Source organism: Lentzea xinjiangensis, assembly GCF_900110955.1.
GTDB lineage: Bacteria > Actinomycetota > Actinomycetes > Mycobacteriales > Pseudonocardiaceae > Lentzea > Lentzea xinjiangensis.
This window is the reverse complement of the sequence record NZ_FOFR01000018.1, coordinates 144,653-160,975: the sequence shown is the minus strand read 5'-3', so window position 1 is coordinate 160,975 and position 16,323 is coordinate 144,653. Positions and strand designations below refer to the sequence as shown.

Sequence of the window (16,323 nt, the reverse complement as noted above, 5' to 3'; positions counted from 1 at the left end):
GCCAGGATCAAACTCTCCAATAAGGATTGTGTGATCGCTCCAGACGGAATATGTCTGGCAATCTGGTCTATCTACTCAAAGGAATACCCCGACGAGGGGTATTCATATTACTGGCTGTGTTTCGGCACGCTGTTGAGTTCTCAAAGAACACGCGCTCACCGGATCCAATCTCCGTTTCCGGAGAGTTTCACTCGGGGCTTGTGTTGCTGAAGCTTATTCGGTGTTTCGCGCTGGTGTCAAATCGGCCTCTCAGAGGCTTTCTGTCTTCCGGCTTTGCCCCGCTCGTTCCGGTGTGATTTCCGGCCCGTTCCGCGCTGGCAGAGAGAACATTACACGGGGGTGTTTCGATCTCCAAATCGGGGGCTCCCTGTGCCCGCGAAACGTGCGATCACCAGGACAAACGCCCGCATCAGGGTGCGGCGACCCCGACATCGGCCTTCGTCAGCGCCTTCCGGACCGCGGAGGAGCTGTGCTCGTCCGCCCCGACATCGCGCTTGCCGGAGCGCGGTTGCGGATCGAAGTCACGGGTCACGTACGAGTACGTGCCCGAGGAGGAGTCGACGGCCGGGCTCCCGGATGCGAAGTGCAGGAAACCGTTCGCGTCGCGCACGAGCTTCGGGTCGACCGCGCGATATCCGGACGGGTGCCGGCGGCGTCGCTGTCGACCACGGCCCTGGTGCCGACCAGGGTGTTGAACGCGACCGTCACGCGGTCCGGGCAGTCGTGCGCCTTGGACGTGGGGCCGCTGTCGATCTCCGCGCCCTTGCCGGACACGATCGCCCGGTCGCCCGGTGTTCTGTTGCAGGCGAGCCGGATACGGGTGATGCGGGTGGCCTGGACTCCGGCGGGGACCGACATCGCGCTGGTCCGCCCGAAGACGAAGCCCTGGACGGTCACAGCCCGCACCGCCGCGAACTCGAAGCCGCCGCGGGTGAACACGGTGCCGCCGACGCGCTCGGCGGCCTCGGTGATGCCGGCCTGGTGATCCTGATGGGCTGGTCGGCGGTGTGCACGCCTGCGGCCAGCACGATGCGCTGACCGGGTCGCGCGGTGTCGAGTGCGGCCCGCAGGGAGGCCACGCTCGAAACGCCGACAACGGCCGAGTGGGCCGGCACGGCGACGAAGGACGACAGCAAGGTCGGCCGCGGCGAGTGCGGCCAGTGATCGGAACATTCGCCAACTCCAGTGCGGGCAGTCGGCGGCGAACGTGAGTTGCCCCAGAATCCGGTTACCGCAGGATTCCGGCGGGCGGTGTGGTCCGGTACAGGCCCATCGCGGTGTCGACGGAAGGCACGCGCTCCAGTCGTTCGATGTCCGCCACCGGGAACCACTGGGCGAGGTCGGTCGTGCCGTCCACCTCGTACCGCAGCTCGCCGCCCACGATCCGGACCTCGTACAGGATGCGGAGTGCGTGGTAGTCGCGATCGGGCTCCTCGCGGAGCTCCGAGTCGATGCCGAGCAACCTGAGCACCTCGACGGCGAAGCCGGTCTCCTCCTCGAACTCCCGGATGACCGCGTCGTGCGGGTGCTCGCCGTGGTCGAGGCCGCCGCCGGGGAGGATCCACCGCTTGCCCTTCGGGCCGAGCCAGCGGGCCAGCAGGATCTCGTCGTCACCGTTGATGCACACGCCGTACGCGGCCACACGCTGCTTCTTCGCCTTCACACGAGCCAGCGTAACTTGCGATCATCGCGAAAAAAGTGATATCACTTAGATACTACTTCGCTAGGGGGTCTGGATGAACGCATCCATCGAAACGACGGTCCACATGCCGGCGCCTGCCGTGCGCGAGAAGCGCGCGCGGGAGCTGACCGGTCTGCCGATGTTCTTCCTGGGGTTGGCGGTGTTCGCGGTGGGTGTGTGGACGATCATCGAGGGGATCGGGTCGGCGGTCGACTCCGGCGAGCCGCCGGTGGGCTGGCTGATCACCAGCGTTCTGCTGTTCCTGGCGGGAGCGGTGGTGCTGAGGGGGTTGTTCACCGTCGCGCCCGGCGAGGCGCGGGTGCTGCAGTTCCTCGGCCGGTACGTCGGCACGGTCCGCACGGACGGCCTGAGGTGGGCGAACCCGCTCACCACGCGGGAGAAGATCTCGACCAGGATCCGCAACCACGAAACGCAGACGCTGAAGGTCAACGACGCGGACGGCAACCCGATCGAGATCGCCGCCGTGGTCGTGTGGCAGGTCGAGGACACGGCGCGCGCACGGTTCGAGGTCGACGACTTCGTGCGGTTCGTCGGCATCCAGACGGAGACCGCCGTACGGCACATCGCGACGAGCTACCCCTACGACAACCACGACGAGGCCGGTCTGTCGCTGCGGGAGAACGCGGACGAGATCACCGAGACGCTCGCGATCGAGATCTCGGCGCGGGTGCAGTCCGCGGGTGTGAAGGTGATCGAGTCGCGGCTCACCCACCTCGCGTACGCACCGGAGATCGCGCACGCCATGCTTCAGCGGCAGCAGGCGGGCGCGGTCGTCGCGGCCCGCTCCCGGATCGTGGAAGGTGCCGTCGGCATGGTTGAACTGGCGCTGCAGCGGCTCGCCGAGCAGCACGTCGTCGAGCTCGACGAGGAACGCAAGGCGGCGATGGTGTCGAACCTGCTCGTCGTCCTGTGCGGTGACCGCTCCACCCAGCCCGTGGTGAACACCGGGTCGCTCTACACCTGATGGCCGATCGCAAAAGTGTTCTGCTCAGGCTCGACCCGGCCGTGCACGACGCGTTGAGCAGGTGGGCGAACGACGAGCTGCGCAGCACCAACGCGCAGATCGAGTTCCTGCTGCGGCGTGCGCTGGCGGACGCGGGCCGGCTGCCCGGCGAGGCGAAGAAGATGCCTCGCCGGGGCAGGCCGCCGAAGAAGCCCGACGACGAGCCGGAGGAACGGTCGCGAGGAACCTCGGGCTGAGGTCGGCGGGAGCGGGGTGGTCCGCGAGCGCGGAAAAGTACGCGGCGTGCGCTTCGAGCGAGGCGACACCGCGGCGCAACGGGTCGCCCGGTGGTCGGCCTGGTCGAACCCGTAGGGCGTCTCGACCTCGAAGCCGCCGCCGAACGCGACGTCGGGCTGGAACCGGCGGATCTCCCGGCAGATGTCCCGTCGCAGGCCGAGGCCGTGGCCGAGCACGCCGTCCGGGTGTTCGAGAACGGTCAGGTGCCGGCCATCCTCCGGCGCGTCGCGGGCGGCTCCGGTCCGGAAATAGGGAGAAGCGGTGCTGCCCCGAGCCGGTGAACAGCCGTTTCACCAGCGTGAAACCGCTTTCCGGGAGTTCCTCCCAACGGAGGTGTCCTCACCGGTTCCTCCACGCGATCGTGTGCGGCGGGCGCACGAGAACGTGGAGGAGTCTTGTCTTTGTTCTCCCGCAAACGCGCCGGTCTCGGCGTGCTGGGTGTTGCTGTGGTCATCGCGTCGCTGACACCGGCTGGTGGTGTCGCGGCGGGCAAGGAGATCTACCTGGACGCTCGGGCGTCGACCGAGCGGCGGGTAGAGGACCTGCTGCGGAGGATGACGCTCGAGGAGAAGATCGGGCAGATGGCGCAGATCCGCGTGGGCAAGCTGCGCGGCGACTGCAACAACGCCAACGGACCGTTGGTCGAGTCTTGCCTGAAGGCGGTGCTTTCGGACGCGCACGTGGGCTCGATCCTGTCCGGTGGCGGTGACGCGCCGGTCGAGAACACGCCCAGGGCGTGGGCCGAGATGAACAACGCGATCCAGCGCTACGCGTTGGAGCACAACAGGTTGAAGATCCCGATCATCTACGGCTCCGACGGCGTGCACGGGCACAACAACGTCATCTCGGCGACGATGTTCCCGCACCAGATCGGGCTCGGCGCGACGTGGAACCCCGGGCTGCAGGAGCGGATCGGCGTGTCCGCGTCGAAGGCGTTGCGCGCCACCGGCGTGTTCTGGAACTTCGCGCCGGTCTCGGACATCGCGCGGGACACCCGGTGGGGCCGTTACTACGAGACCTACGGCGAGGACCCGTTCCTGTCGGGTGAGCTGGCGGCGGCGAACGTGCGCGGTCAGCAGACCCGAGTCGAGGACACGGCACAGCTGGCCGCGACCGCCAAGCACTTCGCGGGGTACTCGGCTCCCGGCAACGGGCACGACCGCGCGGCGGCGCAGATCCCGGTCCGGCAGTTGCAGGACGTCGTGCTGCCGTCGTTCCAGGCGCAGTTCGACGCGGGCGTGAAGACCGTGATGATCAACTCCGGTTCGCTCAACGGGGTGCCGGTGCACGCGTCGAAGTACATGCTGCAGACACAGCTGCGCGACCGCATGGGCTTCAAGGGCGTCGCGGTCTCGGACTGGCAGGACATGCGCTACCTGGTCGACCGGCACAAGGTCGCGCCCGACTACAAGACGGCGATCGCGATGAGCGTCAACGCCGGCGTGGACATGGCCATGGAGCCGTCGAACGCGGCCGAGTTCACCTCGCTGCTGCTGGCGAACGTGCGGGACGGCTCGGTGTCGCGCGGGCGGATCGACCAGGCGGTGCGGCGCGTCCTGAAGCTCAAGTTCGACCTGGGGCTGTTCGAGAAGCCCTACGCGGACCCGGCGAAGGCCGACGGCAACGTGGTGAACGCGGACCGCGGGCTCGCGCGGCAGGCCGCGGCCGAGAGCGCGGTGCTGCTGAAGAACGACGGTGTGCTGCCGTTGTCCGGCGCCGCGAGGAAGATCGTGGTGACCGGCGAGACCGCCGACGACGTGCGCCGGCAGCTCGGCGGCTGGACCGTGGAGTGGCAGGGCGTGCCGGAGAACTCGCCGTTGCCGCCAACGGCCACCGTGCTCACCGGTGTGCGCGAGGCCGCCCCCGGCGCGTCCGTGGTGCACGCGCCGACTCCGGCGGCCGCGGTGGCGGAGTCCGCCGGCGCGGACGCGGTGGTCGTCGTCCTGGGTGAGAAGCCCGGCGCGGAGGGCCCCGCCGACACGGAGACCCCGGCGCTGACCGCCGCGCAGCAGGCGTGGGTGGACGCGGTGCAGGCGACCGGCAAGCCGGTGGTCGTGGTGCTGCTGACCGCGCGTCCGCAGGTGCTCGGAGCGGCGGAGGACGCGAACGCGCTGGTCGCGGGCTGGCTGCCGGGCAGCGAGGGTGGCCGGGCGCTCGCCGACGTGCTGTTCGGCGCGGTGAACCCGAGCGGCAAGCTGCCGGTGTCGTGGCCGAAGGCCCTGGGCGACCCCACGCTCACCTACGACCAGCTACCCGGCGCGAACACCGCGGCGGATGCGAAGTACGACCCGCTCTACGCGTTCGGGCACGGGCTGTCGTACACCTCGTTCGCGACCTCGGGGACGACGGTGTCCGTTGATCGTCGTGCCGGCGTGGTGAAGTTCACGGCGGCGAACACCGGCGGGCGAGCGGGCACGGCGATCGTGCCCGTGTACGTCCGTCAGCCGGCCTCTCCCGTCCTCACGCCTGACCTGCGGCTGGTCGGTTTCACCCGAGTGGAGCTCGCCGCGGGGCAGTCGAAGCAGGTGGAGGTGCCGTTCGAGCTCTCCCGGCTGGCGCTGACCGTGGGCGACGTGGACGGTGGCGGGCGGCGTGAGGTGGCACGCGGCGCCTACGAGGCCGTGGTGGGCGCGGAGAAGGCCGCTTTCACGGTGCGCTGAGCTGGCCTGATATCCTTCGTCGTCGTGAATGCGCGGCACTCCGCCGTGGAGGAGAACCAGCCCTGGGCTGGCGCCGACCAAGCGCGTCACGAACTCCGGTTTCGACAAGAAGGGTGATGTCGCATGGCGAACATCAAGTCCCAGCTCAAGCGGATCAAGACCAACGAGAAGGCGCGCCTTCGCAACAAGTCGGTCAAGTCGTCGCTCAAGACGGCCATCCGCAAGTTCCGCGAGGCTGCCGAGGCCGGTGACAAGGCGAAGGCCCTGGAGCTGCTGCAGGACGCGTCCCGCAAGCTCGACAAGGCCGCCACCAAGGGCGTCATCCACGCCAACCAGGCCGCCAACAAGAAGTCGGCGATGGCGCTGCGCGTGAACCAGCTCGAGGGCTGATTCCGCTCGTCGCGCACCGGGCTTCTGAAGGGGTCCACTTCCGGCCGGAAGTGGACCCCTTCGCTTTCCGCCGCCCGCACGGTAGGCGTAGATCCCATGGAATCGATCCCGCGCATCGGCTTCGTCGAGCTCCACGACCTCGACCGGACCCCTGCCGTGCTGCGCACCCTGCACACCGAGTCCATCGTGACCATCTACCGGCTGACGGACGCCGCGCGGGAGTACTCCCGCCCGCTGGCGCTGGCGCTGCGTTCGGGCGCCGACCACCGGATCGTCGACCTCTGCTCGGGCTCCGGCGGACCGCTGCCGCTCGTCCAGCGCCGCCTGCACCGGGAAGGCGTGCACACCCGGGTCACGTTGACGGACCTGGTGCCGAACGTGCTCGCGTTCCGGCGCGCGGCCGACCGTAACCGTCGCCGGCTGCCCGGCTCGTGCTGCTCACTGGACCACGTGACCTCGTCCGTCGACGCCACGGACTGCCGGCTGGAGGGGACGCGCACGATCTACGGCGCCTTCCACCACTTCCCGCCGCCGCTCGCCGCCCGGATCCTGCAGAACGCCGTCGACACGCGGCAGCCGATCGTCGTCGTCGACACCAAGCGGTCGTTGCCGTACGTGCTGCTCTTCCCGTTCTTCCTCATGTTGGCGGTGCTGCTGGCGGCGCCGTTCCAGCGCAACCCCCTGCCGCGCTACCTGCTGCGGCTGGCGTTGACGTACGTGGTTCCGGTGCTGCCGTTCATGATGTTCTTCGACAGCGTGGTGTCGTTCCTGCGCATGTACGGGCGCGGCGAGCTGCGCCGGCTGGTCGACGGCCTCGCCGGTACCGAGTCGTTCACTTGGACGATCGGCGTCGAACCCGGCTTCACCGGAGCCCAGTACCTGATCGGGATCCCTCGACCGCGGTGATCGACGAGCGCAGTGGTGGACGAGCGCAGTGGTGGACGAGCGCAGTGGTGGACGAGCGCAGTGGTGGACGAGCGCAGTGGTGGACGAGCGCAGTGATCAACGACGGCCGTGCGCGGCGACGATCCTGAGCACGGCGCGCTCCAGCGCGTAACCGGCGTCGGCCGCCACGCCCTTCACGTCGGCGTTGAGCCCCGCGACCACCTGCATGGCGTCGGCCAGACCCGGCTGGTCCCAGCCGCGGGCCTGCGCCTGCGCCTTCTTGATCTTCCACGGCGGCATGCCGAGCGGCCCGGCCAGGCTGAACGGGTCGGCCCGGCCCACCGCGGACACCCGCGCGACGGTGCGCACCGCGTCCGCCAGCGCGTCCGCGACGAGCACGTGCGGCACGCCGAGCTGCATGGCCCAGCGCAACGCCTCCATCGCGCCGGCCCTGTCACCGGTCACGGCCTTCTCGGCGACCGCGAACCCCGTCACCTCGGCCTTGCCTTGGTGGTAGCGGCGGATCTCCTCGACCGTCACCTTGCCGTCGGTGTCGGACACGAGCTGCGAGGCCGCCGCGGCGAGCTCGCGCAGGTTCGTGCCCACGGCGTCGATGAGGGTGGCGACGGCCTCCGGGTCGATCTTGCCGCCCGCCCGCCGCACCTCGTTGCGCACGAACGCCTCGCGGTCACCTGCCTTGGTGACCTTGGCGCACTCGGTGACCGCGGCGCCGGCCTTCTTGAGCTGGCCCGGCAGGTCCTTCGCCGCCTTGCTGCGGCCGCCACCGGTGTGCACGACGACGAGCGTGACCCCGTCCGCGGGCGCCTTCGCGTAGGCGAGCACCGTCTCGGCGGTCTCCTTGCCGATGTCCTGCGCGTTCTGCAGGACGATCACCCGGCCCTCCGCGAACAACGACGGGCTCACCAGTTCCGCCAGCTCCGGAGGCGTGAGATCAGTCACCTGCACGCGGGTCAGGTCGGCGTTCGGATCGATCTCGCGGGCTCGGTCGAGAGCCGCCCGAACAGCGCGTTCGACCAGCAGCTCCTCCTCGCCGATGACGAGGTGCAGTGACTCCGGTGCGCTCACGCTCCGCATCCTCCCACGTCCCGGATCGTGGAAATCTGTGGCTGAGCAATGGACTGTTGCCGTAGCTTGATAGCCACAACTGAACACCGCTCATCCAGAGGGGCAGAGGGACCGGCCCGAAGAAGCCCCGGCAACCGGCGTCAGCGCAACGCGTTGACGATCACGGTGCCAATTCCGACCCGTTCGCTTTCGCGGGAAAGATGAGGAGATACCTCGCGATGACTGCTGTCTCTGTGCCCACGAGCACCAAGTTCGATCTCGGCCCCGCCCGCGCGCTGCTGTGCCGTGAGTGCGGAAATGAGACTCCCCTCGCTCCTGAGTACGCCTGTCTGGAGTGTTTCGGGCCGCTGGAAGTGGCCTACGACTTCGGCAAGATCCGGCGCGAGGACATCGAAGCCGGTCCCAGGTCGATCTGGCGCTACCGCGGCCTCCTCCCCGTTCCGTCCACTGTGGAACAGCACCCGAACACCGATCCCGGCGGCACCCGCCTGGTCGAGGCGCACAACCTCGCCAAGGCGCTGGGCGTCCGCAAGATCTGGGTGAAGGACGACACCGGCAACCCCACGCACTCGTTCAAGGACCGCGTGGTCGGCGTCGCGCTCGCCGCGGCCCGCGAGCTCGGCTTCAAGGTGCTGGCCTGCCCGTCGACCGGCAACCTGGCGAACGCCGTCGCCGCGGCCGCCGCCCGCGCCGGCTGGAAGTCGGTGGTCCTCGTCCCCTCCAACCTCGAGCGCGCCAAGATCCTCATGAGCGCCGTTTACGAGGGCGCCCTGATCGCCGTCGACGGCAACTACGACGACGTGAACCGCCTTGCCCAGGAACTCGCCGCGGAGAACGAGGACTGGGCGTTCGTGAACGTCAACGTCCGCCCGTACTACGCGGAGGGCTCGAAGACGCTCGGCTACGAGGTCGCCGAGCAGCTCGGCTGGCGCCTGCCCGACCAGATCGTCGTGCCGATCGCGTCCGGCTCGCAGCTCACCAAGGTCGACAAGGCGTTCCGCGAGCTCGGCCAGCTCGACCTCGTCGAGGCCACGCCGTACAAGGTGTTCGGCGCGCAGGCCACCGGCTGCTCCCCGATCTCCGCCGCCTTCAAGGCGGGCCACGACGTCATCCGCCCGGTCCGCCCGGACACCATCGCCCGCTCGCTGGCGATCGGCGCCCCGGCCGACGGCCCCTACGTGCTCGACGCGGTCCGGCGCACCAACGGCGCCATCGAGGACGTCACCGACGAAGAGGTCGTCGAGGGCATCAAGCTCCTCGCCCGCACCGAGGGCATCTTCGCCGAGACCGCCGGCGGCGTGACCGTGGCGACGGCGAAGAAGCTGATCGAATCGGGCCAGCTCGACCCGGACGCCGAGACCGTGCTGCTGATCACCGGCGACGGCCTGAAGACCCTCGACGCGCTCGGCGACACCGTCGGCCCGCGCGCGACGGTGCCGCCATCGGCCGAGGCCGTGATCAAGGCCCTGGGCTAGTCACCTCCGTCCCGGAACGCGATCTCCCCGGCCTCCAGGGAGATCGCGTTCGTCTTGATCCACCCGGTGCGCGGGAACCGCCGCAGGCTGTCCAGCACGTGCGGCCCGACCGGTTCCACGTTCGCGCGCCACGCCACGACGCGTTGGGGCCACGGGGCGTCTGCCTTGAGCACGTTGTAGTAGTAGTCGTGCCAGACCTGCGGCTCGATGCGCAGGCTGTCGTCGAACACGTGCTCCGCCACGAGGTCGTACGCCTCCTCCGGTTTCGTCGCCTCGGTGGGCGGCAGCACGTGCGTCGCGGTCGCCTTGCCGGTGAGGGCTCGGGTGCCGTCGTCGAGCGTTTCGCAGATGTAGTAGCCGAAATCGGGCTTGAGCTCGTCGTGCGGCCACGGTGTCGCCGAGTAGTTCGGCTGCCACATCGCCCAGGCGAGTCCCGGCGTGCCGCCGGTGATCGGGTAACGCGCGTTGTGCAGCCTGATCCAGACTTCGTCCATCTCTTCTCCTCCGTACGATCCGGTTCCCCGGCAACACCGCCAGGTCGCCGTCCTTGTCCGTGCGCAACACCAGCGCACCTCCCGCCCGCAGCAGGTCGATCACGTGCGGACTGGGGTGGCCGTACCTGTTCTCCGTGCCGACGCTCACCAGCGCGACCCGCGGCCGCACGGCTTCGAGGAACGCCGGCAGCGAGTAGCGCGAGCCGTGGTGCGGCACCTTGAGCACTTCCGCGCCCAGGTCCCGCTCCCCCAGCAGCGCCGCCTGACCGGCCAGCTCGACGTCACCGGTGAGCAGCACCCGGCCTGCCCTGGTGTGGGCCTTGAGCACCAGCGAGTAGTCGTTGACGGTCGTGTTCGCGTCTCCGTGCGCGGGCCGCCGCCGTGGTCCCAGCACCTCCAGTTGCAGCCCTGGCAGGGCGAACCGCTCCCCCGCCCCGGGCTCGACGACCCGCACGCCGTGGGTGCGGGCCTGTTCGTTGACCTCCCTCCAGGCCCATGCGGGCTCTTTGAGCGGACTCACCGCCACCGCGCCCACCGCACGCCCGGTGAGCACCGCTTCGAGTCCGCCGACGTGATCCGCGTGCAGATGAGTGAGCACCAGCAGCGGAATCCTCTTGATCCCCAGCGTCTTCAGGCACCGGTCGATCGCACCGGGGTCGGGGCCGGTGTCCACCACGACAGCGCGGTCGGGTTCGTCCGTGGCCAGCACCAACGCGTCGCCCTGGCCGACGTCGCAGCTGACGACCTTCCAGCCGTCCGGCGGCCAGACCGGCGCGACCACTCTCATCGGCACCAGCACGACGAACACGCCCACGAGCGCCGCGACCACCAACGTCCGTGTCTTCTTGAACCGCAGCAACAGGACCACCGCGGCCACGGCCGCGGTCAGCGCCGCCGCGCCGATCCAGCCGTCCGGCCAGCTCACCGCCGCGCCGGGCACGGTCGAGGCCTGCCTGCCGACCTGGATCAGCCAGGTGACCGCCGGGCCTGCGACGTGCACGACCAGTTCGGCCGCCGCCGGCCAGAACGGCGCGATCACCGCGGCCACGACACCCAGCACCGTGGCCGGCGCGACCACCGGACCGGCGATCAGGTTCGCCACCACCGAGACCAGGCTCACCTGCCCGGACAGCCCGGCCACCAACGGCGCCGTGACGAGGCTCGCGGCCGTCGGCACCACGATCGCCTCGGCCAGCCCGTTCGGCACACCGCGCTGCTTGAGCGCCCGCGCCCACCTCGGGGCGATGAGCACCAACGCCGAGGTCGCCACGACCGACAACGCGAACCCGGGATCGCCGCCCAGTGCCGGATCCACGAGCACCAGCACCAGCACGGCCGTCGCGAGGCTGGGCACCGCCGATCGTTCCCGCCCCAGCACCAGCGCCAGCAGTGCGACAGCACCCATGACCGCCGCCCTGAGGACGCTGGGCTCCGGCCCCGCCAAGATGACGAACCCGACCAGCGCCACCAGCGCCGCGACGGCGGCCTGGCGTGGCCCGAGCCGCCGCAGCAGCAGGTAGACCGCGCCGCACACGATGGCGAGGTTCGCGCCGCTCACCGCGAGCAGGTGAGCCAGACCCGCCGTGCGGAACTCGTCGACGATGCGCGGCACCATCTGCTCGGTGTCGCCCACGACGAGTGCCGGCAACAGACCGGCTTCCTCGTCGTCCAGCACGGCACCGGCTCGCCGCAGCCCGTCGCGGAGCTCGTCGGCCCAGCTCTGCCACGCCGGGGGCGGCTGCGGAGCGATCGGCGGTCCCCTGACCCTCAGCAGCGCCGACGCCAGGTCGCCGCCCCGCGGTGGCGCCAGCGTGCCCTTGACCGCGACTTGCTGACCCGGCAACAGGTCTCGCCACCTGTCGGCCTGTGCCAGCAGCACGAGCTGGGCGCCGTTCGCGGTCGCGGTCATCACGACGTTGTCGACCCCTGCCTGTTGGCCGCCGAAGCCCGCGGCCCTGATGCCCTTCGGTCTGGTCGTGAGCTCGACGGTGAGGGTGGTGCTCCTGCCTTCGTCGGCGGCCAGGCGCAACGGGTGGGTCTCGGCTCTCAGGACGTTGCCGCCCACCCAGGCCGCCGCCACCGGTCCGGAGATCAGCAGGGCGATGGCGCAGGTTCTGGTCCACCACGCCCTTCGCCAGGCGATGAAGCCGATGGCTCCAGCGGCCAGGCCCGTCAGCACTGCTGCCTGCCAGCTCAGGAAGAGGCCGGCCACGGCGGTCGCCCAGACGGCGGTGGCGGCGGGGACCAGGCGGTGGTCGTGCGTTCTCAGGTGGCGGCGGACCACTGCGGCCTCCGCTGTCCGGCGGGGAGGCGGGGTTCGAGGGTCGGGCTGCCTTGGCGGGGCTGAGGAAGGCTGGGGCTGGGGCTGGGGCTGGGGCTGGGAGCGGGTCGGGGCTGGGAGTGGTGGCGGGTCATCTCCGCGCGAAGTCGGCTGGTGATGCGTACGGACGGCATGGGTTGGCTCCTGTCGGTGGGGCTCAGCGGGGCAGGACGGAATGGCCGTATTCGGGACACCCGCGGGAACGCACCGGAGGCGGAAAACGCGCGCCACGACCAGAAGCAGATCGCGGCTGGGAGTGGAAGCAGGCGAACTCCGCACGAAGTCGGCTGGCGATGCGCACGAACGACATGGCTGGCTCCTGTCGGTGGGGCTCAGCGGGGCAGGACGGAATGGCCGTATTCGGGACACCCGCGGGAACGCACCGGAGGCGGAAAACGCGCGCCACGACCAGAAGCAGATCGCGGCTGGGAGTGGAAGCAGGCGAACTCCGCACGAAGTCGGCTGGCGATGCGCACGAACGACATGGCTAGCTCCTATTGGTGAGTCCGCGGGGCGAGACTGCATGGCTTCCGGGGCGCTGGCGGAACGAACCGGAGGCGGACAGCGCGCGCCGCGACCGGGAGCAGATCGGCGGCTGCCAATGGCAGCGGGCGATCCCCGCGCCAGTCGGCTGGCGATGCATACGAACGACATGGCTGGCTCCTGTCATGAGGGTCAGCGGGCCAAGACGGCATGGCCGTATCCGGGACACCCGCGAGAGCGAGCCGAGGGCGGAGAGCGCGCGGCGCAACCGGACCGCGGCTGGGAGTGCGGCAGGCGAACTCCGCACGAAGTCGGCTGGGATGCGCACGGACGGCATGGGCTGGCTCCTGTCGGTGAAGGTCAGCGGGGCAAGGCGGCATGGCCGCTTCCGGGACACCCGCGGGAACGAACCGGAGGCGGAAAACGGGCTCCGCAAGGCAGGACGGCATGACGACTTCCGGGGCACCGGTGGGAACGAGCCGGAGGTCGCCGGGAGATGACGAGTTGCCTCGGTCAGGGAGCCGGGGGACGCAAGTGGGCGGCGGTGAGAGAGCCGGGGCCGCTGTGGCGAGGGTCAGGTGTGGACCAGGTCGGCCAGCTTCGCGAGCTTCGAGTCGCCGATGCCTTCCACCTCGCGGAGTTCGTCGACCGAGGCGAACGGGCCTTTGCGGGTGCGGTGGTCGACTATGCGCTGGGCCGTCACCGGGCCCACACCGGGGAGGTTGTCGAGTTCGGTGGCGGTGGCGGAGTTCAGGTTCAGCTTGGGTGGGGTGGCGCCGGCCGCGGCGGGGAGCTGGGGCGGGACGCCGACTGCGATCTGTTCGCCGTCGGCGACCTTGCGGGCCAGGTTCAGGCCGTGCAGGTCCGTGCCCGGCCGGGGACCGCCCGCCAGGCGCAGGGCGTCGGCCACGCGGGCGCCGGACGTCACCGTGACCAGGCCTGGGTTCGCCACCTCGCCGATCACGTTCACGACCAGTTCGGGGGCGGGTGCCGTGGTGCTCACCAGCGCCAGGGCCGGGGCGGGCTCGGCCGCCGGGCTCTGCCACCAGCTGCCCAGGCCCACCACCGTGCAGGCGACGGCGATGCCCAGGGCCAGCAGACCCCGGCGAGGCAGGCGGGGCAGGCGGAAGCGGCGGCGGGGTGGGCCGTGTTCGTCCGAGTCCTCCGAGTGCGCGTAGACCAGGGTCGGGTCGGCTCGCACCTTGTCGGCCAGGGCGGCCAGGCGTTCGCTCGGGCGGTCGTCCGGATGGGGGCGGGGCAACATGCGGGCGACGTTACGGAGCGGGAGCGGTGGGGAGGCGGGGTGAGTTCCGCGGCTGTGGATTACTCGCGGGTTGTGGACAGGTCGCGATCACTCGTGCTTCGGGGAGCGGGAATTGTCGGGGGTTCGTGGGAGGATGTCCGGTCCTCCCGGCAGCACCACGACACCCAGCACACCTGGACCCGTGTGCGCGCCGATCACCGCGCCGACCTCGGAGATCACGCATCCCGTCGAGCCCGGCAGGCGTTCGTCCAGGCGGGTCGCCAGTTCGGCGGCGCGTTCGGGAGCGGCCAGGTGGTGCACCGCCAGGCCGACGGGGCCGTCCCCCGCCGCGGCCGCCGCCAGGTCGACCAGCCGGCCCACGGCCCGGCTCATCGTGCGCACCTTCTCCAGCGGCACGATCCGGCCGTCCTCCATGTGCAGCAACGGCTTTACTGCCAGCGCGGTCCCCACCAATGCCGCCGCCGTGCCGATCCGCCCGCCCCGGCGCAGGTGTTCCAGCGTCTCGAGGCAGAAGAACATCCGGGTCTGCCGGGCAGCGGCGGCCGCGGCCTGCTCCACCTCGTCGGGCGAGCTGCCGGCGGCAACGGCCGCGCACGCGCGCAGCACCGCGAACCCCAGGCCCATGCCGGTCGAGCGCGAGTCCACGACGCGGATGCGGGAAGGACCGATCTCCTCGGCCGCCAGCCGTGCGGCTTCCCAGGTGCCCGACAGCTCACGGGAGAGATGCAGCGACACGACCGCATCCGACGACGACAGCACCTCCCGGTACACGGAGGCCATCTCGCCCGGAGTGGGACGTGACGTGGTCACCCGGCGGTGCTCGGCGAGGGCCGCGGCCAGCTCGGAGGAGCCGAAGTCGACGCCGTCGAGACGTCCGGCGCCGTCCACGGCCACGTGCAGCGGCACCACGGTGATCGAATGGCGCTTCGCGAACCCCTCGGGCAGGTATGCCGTGGAGTCGGTGACGATGGAGATGCGCACGAGCGACGAGCCTACGGGGCTCACTCGTCCGAGGGACTCATCGCCACGGACGTTATGAGCGAGGCCATCGCCTCGGCCACCAGCTCGTGGCCCTGCCAGCCCCAGTGCATCCCATCGGGGTTTCCGGCACCGGACCGCACGTGCTCCCCGATCACCGCCGGCAGGTCCAGCAGCGGCACATCCGCATCTGCGGCCCACCCGCGCACAGCCGAAACCGCAGCCGCGTGGCCCTGGTGCGCATGTCCGTAGGTGGGCGCCCGGTGCACCGACGGCACGATGCCGACCGCCGGCATCGTGTACTCCAGATTGCGGACCGACTGGAGCATGTCCCGCAGATAGCGCACGGTCAGCGCGGGAGGCAGGGATGCGCGCGCATAGGGCGCCAACCGCGGTTGCACCGCCCGATAGCCCGCGCGCGCCCACCGCCGCAACCAGTCCGGCCGCACATAACGCAACCCTTCGCGCAGATACGTGGGCAACGGCGAGGGCAGCGTGTCCATGCTGCCCACCGCGAACACCAGCACGTCCGTACGCGGCAGCAACGACCAGATCCTCGGATCGCCGGTCAACGCCCACCAGGCGTCCCGAGCCGTCCACCCGAACCCCGCCGCCAGCTCCGCCGAACCACCCAGCGCGGCTGCGCAGAGGTTGTGCCACAGCCGCGGATGATCGGCGGGCAGCGGTCCGGACGGGCCGAAGAACGACAGCGAGTCGCCGAGGACCAGCAGTCTCAACGCGTGGTGCCCGCGTTGTACGACGACAGCCGCCACCGGTCGTTGCGCCGCGTGAAGACGGTCCAGTGGCAGTTCGAGATGCCGCCGAGCTGCGACCAGTTCCGCACCGGCAGGTCGAGCAAGCGCCCGGTCAACGCGCTGATCAGGCCACCGTGCGCGCACAGCAGGACCGTCTCGGAGAACTCCGCGTCGACCTCGTGGACGACCTTGATGGCCCGCTCGGCCACCTCCACGCGCGACTCGCCGTCCGGCGGCGTGTAGGTGGGGTCGGTGCGCCACACGGTGACGGCGCCCGGCCACTCCTGCTCCACCTCGGCCGTGGTCAGGCCCTGCCACTTGCCCAGGTGGGTCTCCCGCAGCCGCTCGTCGATCCGCAACGGGACTTCCGCGGACGTGGTGAACACCCGCGCGGTGTCACGCGCGCGTTGCAGGTCGGAGGCGACCACGACCTCGGGTTCGAACCCGGCGAGCACCGGGACGGCGAACCTGGCCTGGTTCAAGCCGGTCTCGGTGAGCGCCGAGTCCAGGTGCCCCTGCAGACGACCTGTCGCGTTGTAGTCGGTCTCACCGTGCCGCCACAGCACGAGCCGGCGCAGGGCCATCAGCTAC

At 70.4% G+C, this 16,323-nt stretch carries 16 protein-coding genes and 1 riboswitch; of the genes, 8 read left to right on the top strand and 8 right to left on the bottom strand.

Features of this window, described 5'->3' with window-relative positions; translation table 11 throughout:
- Positions 1 to 409 precede the first annotated feature (409 nt).
- Positions 410 to 610 (bottom strand): hypothetical protein, encoded by a 201-nt coding sequence (locus BMW88_RS31205; RefSeq protein WP_089957668.1) that lies wholly within the window; start codon positions 608 to 610, stop codon positions 410 to 412.
- 33 nt (positions 611 to 643) lie between these two features.
- On the opposite strand from BMW88_RS31205, the gene BMW88_RS31200 reads away from it, so the two are divergent.
- Entirely contained in the window at positions 644 to 985 is a 342-nt protein-coding gene (locus BMW88_RS31200; protein ID WP_089957665.1) for a hypothetical protein, read from the top strand.
- A 243-nt stretch (positions 986 to 1,228) separates the two neighbouring features.
- Here the strand turns inward: BMW88_RS31200 and BMW88_RS31195 are convergent, their stop codons facing one another.
- Positions 1,229 to 1,663 (bottom strand): NUDIX hydrolase, encoded by a 435-nt coding sequence (locus BMW88_RS31195; protein WP_245778175.1) that lies wholly within the window; start codon positions 1,661 to 1,663, stop codon positions 1,229 to 1,231.
- Between the two features lie 73 nt (positions 1,664 to 1,736).
- Between BMW88_RS31195 and BMW88_RS31190 the strand changes: the two genes are divergently transcribed.
- The 6 genes from BMW88_RS31190 to BMW88_RS31165 all read left to right on the top strand — a co-directional run bounded on the left by BMW88_RS31190 (position 1,737) and on the right by BMW88_RS31165 (position 6,898).
- The gene (locus tag BMW88_RS31190; RefSeq protein ID WP_089957662.1) at positions 1,737 to 2,666 is read left to right on the top strand and encodes an SPFH domain-containing protein; all 930 of its coding nucleotides are present in this window, start codon (positions 1,737 to 1,739) and stop codon (positions 2,664 to 2,666) included.
- A complete protein-coding gene (locus BMW88_RS31185; protein WP_089957659.1) occupies positions 2,666 to 2,902 on the top strand; it encodes a type II toxin-antitoxin system antitoxin in 237 nt (78 codons plus the stop codon). Before BMW88_RS31190 ends, BMW88_RS31185 begins: the two co-directional genes overlap by 1 nt.
- A gap of 90 nt (positions 2,903 to 2,992) precedes the next feature.
- Entirely contained in the window at positions 2,993 to 3,223 is a 231-nt protein-coding gene (locus BMW88_RS42300) for a hypothetical protein (RefSeq protein ID WP_177221492.1), read from the top strand.
- 114 nt (positions 3,224 to 3,337) lie between these two features.
- A complete protein-coding gene (locus tag BMW88_RS31175; protein WP_143116346.1) occupies positions 3,338 to 5,602 on the top strand; it encodes a glycoside hydrolase family 3 N-terminal domain-containing protein in 2,265 nt (754 codons plus the stop codon).
- Between the two features lie 123 nt (positions 5,603 to 5,725).
- Positions 5,726 to 5,992 (top strand): 30S ribosomal protein S20, encoded by a 267-nt coding sequence (gene rpsT / locus BMW88_RS31170; RefSeq protein ID WP_089957654.1) that lies wholly within the window; start codon positions 5,726 to 5,728, stop codon positions 5,990 to 5,992.
- Positions 5,993 to 6,088: 96 nt separating this feature from the next.
- Positions 6,089 to 6,898: a hypothetical protein gene (locus BMW88_RS31165; RefSeq protein ID WP_089957652.1), complete on the top strand. Its 810-nt coding sequence runs from the start codon at positions 6,089 to 6,091 to the stop codon at positions 6,896 to 6,898.
- Positions 6,899 to 6,994: 96 nt separating this feature from the next.
- Here the strand turns inward: BMW88_RS31165 and holA are convergent, their stop codons facing one another.
- Positions 6,995 to 7,972 (bottom strand): DNA polymerase III subunit delta, encoded by a 978-nt coding sequence (gene holA / locus BMW88_RS31160; protein WP_089957649.1) that lies wholly within the window; start codon positions 7,970 to 7,972, stop codon positions 6,995 to 6,997.
- 78 nt (positions 7,973 to 8,050) lie between these two features.
- A riboswitch (SAM riboswitch) is annotated at positions 8,051 to 8,170 on the top strand.
- 11 nt (positions 8,171 to 8,181) lie between these two features.
- Between holA and thrC the strand changes: the two genes are divergently transcribed.
- Complete coding sequence (gene thrC, locus BMW88_RS31155) at positions 8,182 to 9,438, top strand: threonine synthase (RefSeq protein ID WP_089957646.1); 1,257 nt, start codon at positions 8,182 to 8,184, stop codon at positions 9,436 to 9,438.
- Here the strand turns inward: thrC and BMW88_RS31150 are convergent, their stop codons facing one another.
- The 5 genes from BMW88_RS31150 to BMW88_RS31130 all read right to left on the bottom strand — a co-directional run bounded on the left by BMW88_RS31150 (position 9,439) and on the right by BMW88_RS31130 (position 16,316).
- Positions 9,439 to 12,216: a DNA internalization-related competence protein ComEC/Rec2 gene (locus tag BMW88_RS31150; protein WP_218148263.1), complete on the bottom strand. Its 2,778-nt coding sequence runs from the start codon at positions 12,214 to 12,216 to the stop codon at positions 9,439 to 9,441.
- A 1,093-nt stretch (positions 12,217 to 13,309) separates the two neighbouring features.
- Positions 13,310 to 13,999: a ComEA family DNA-binding protein gene (locus tag BMW88_RS31145; protein ID WP_089957640.1), complete on the bottom strand. Its 690-nt coding sequence runs from the start codon at positions 13,997 to 13,999 to the stop codon at positions 13,310 to 13,312.
- 87 nt (positions 14,000 to 14,086) lie between these two features.
- Complete coding sequence (locus tag BMW88_RS31140) at positions 14,087 to 14,980, bottom strand: DegV family protein (protein WP_089957708.1); 894 nt, start codon at positions 14,978 to 14,980, stop codon at positions 14,087 to 14,089.
- Between the two features lie 20 nt (positions 14,981 to 15,000).
- Positions 15,001 to 15,714 (bottom strand): diglucosylglycerate octanoyltransferase, encoded by a 714-nt coding sequence (octT, locus tag BMW88_RS31135; protein ID WP_177221491.1) that lies wholly within the window; start codon positions 15,712 to 15,714, stop codon positions 15,001 to 15,003.
- Positions 15,711 to 16,316 (bottom strand): histidine phosphatase family protein, encoded by a 606-nt coding sequence (locus BMW88_RS31130; RefSeq protein ID WP_089957634.1) that lies wholly within the window; start codon positions 16,314 to 16,316, stop codon positions 15,711 to 15,713. Before BMW88_RS31130 ends, octT begins: the two co-directional genes overlap by 4 nt.
- Positions 16,317 to 16,323: the final 7 nt, after the last annotated feature.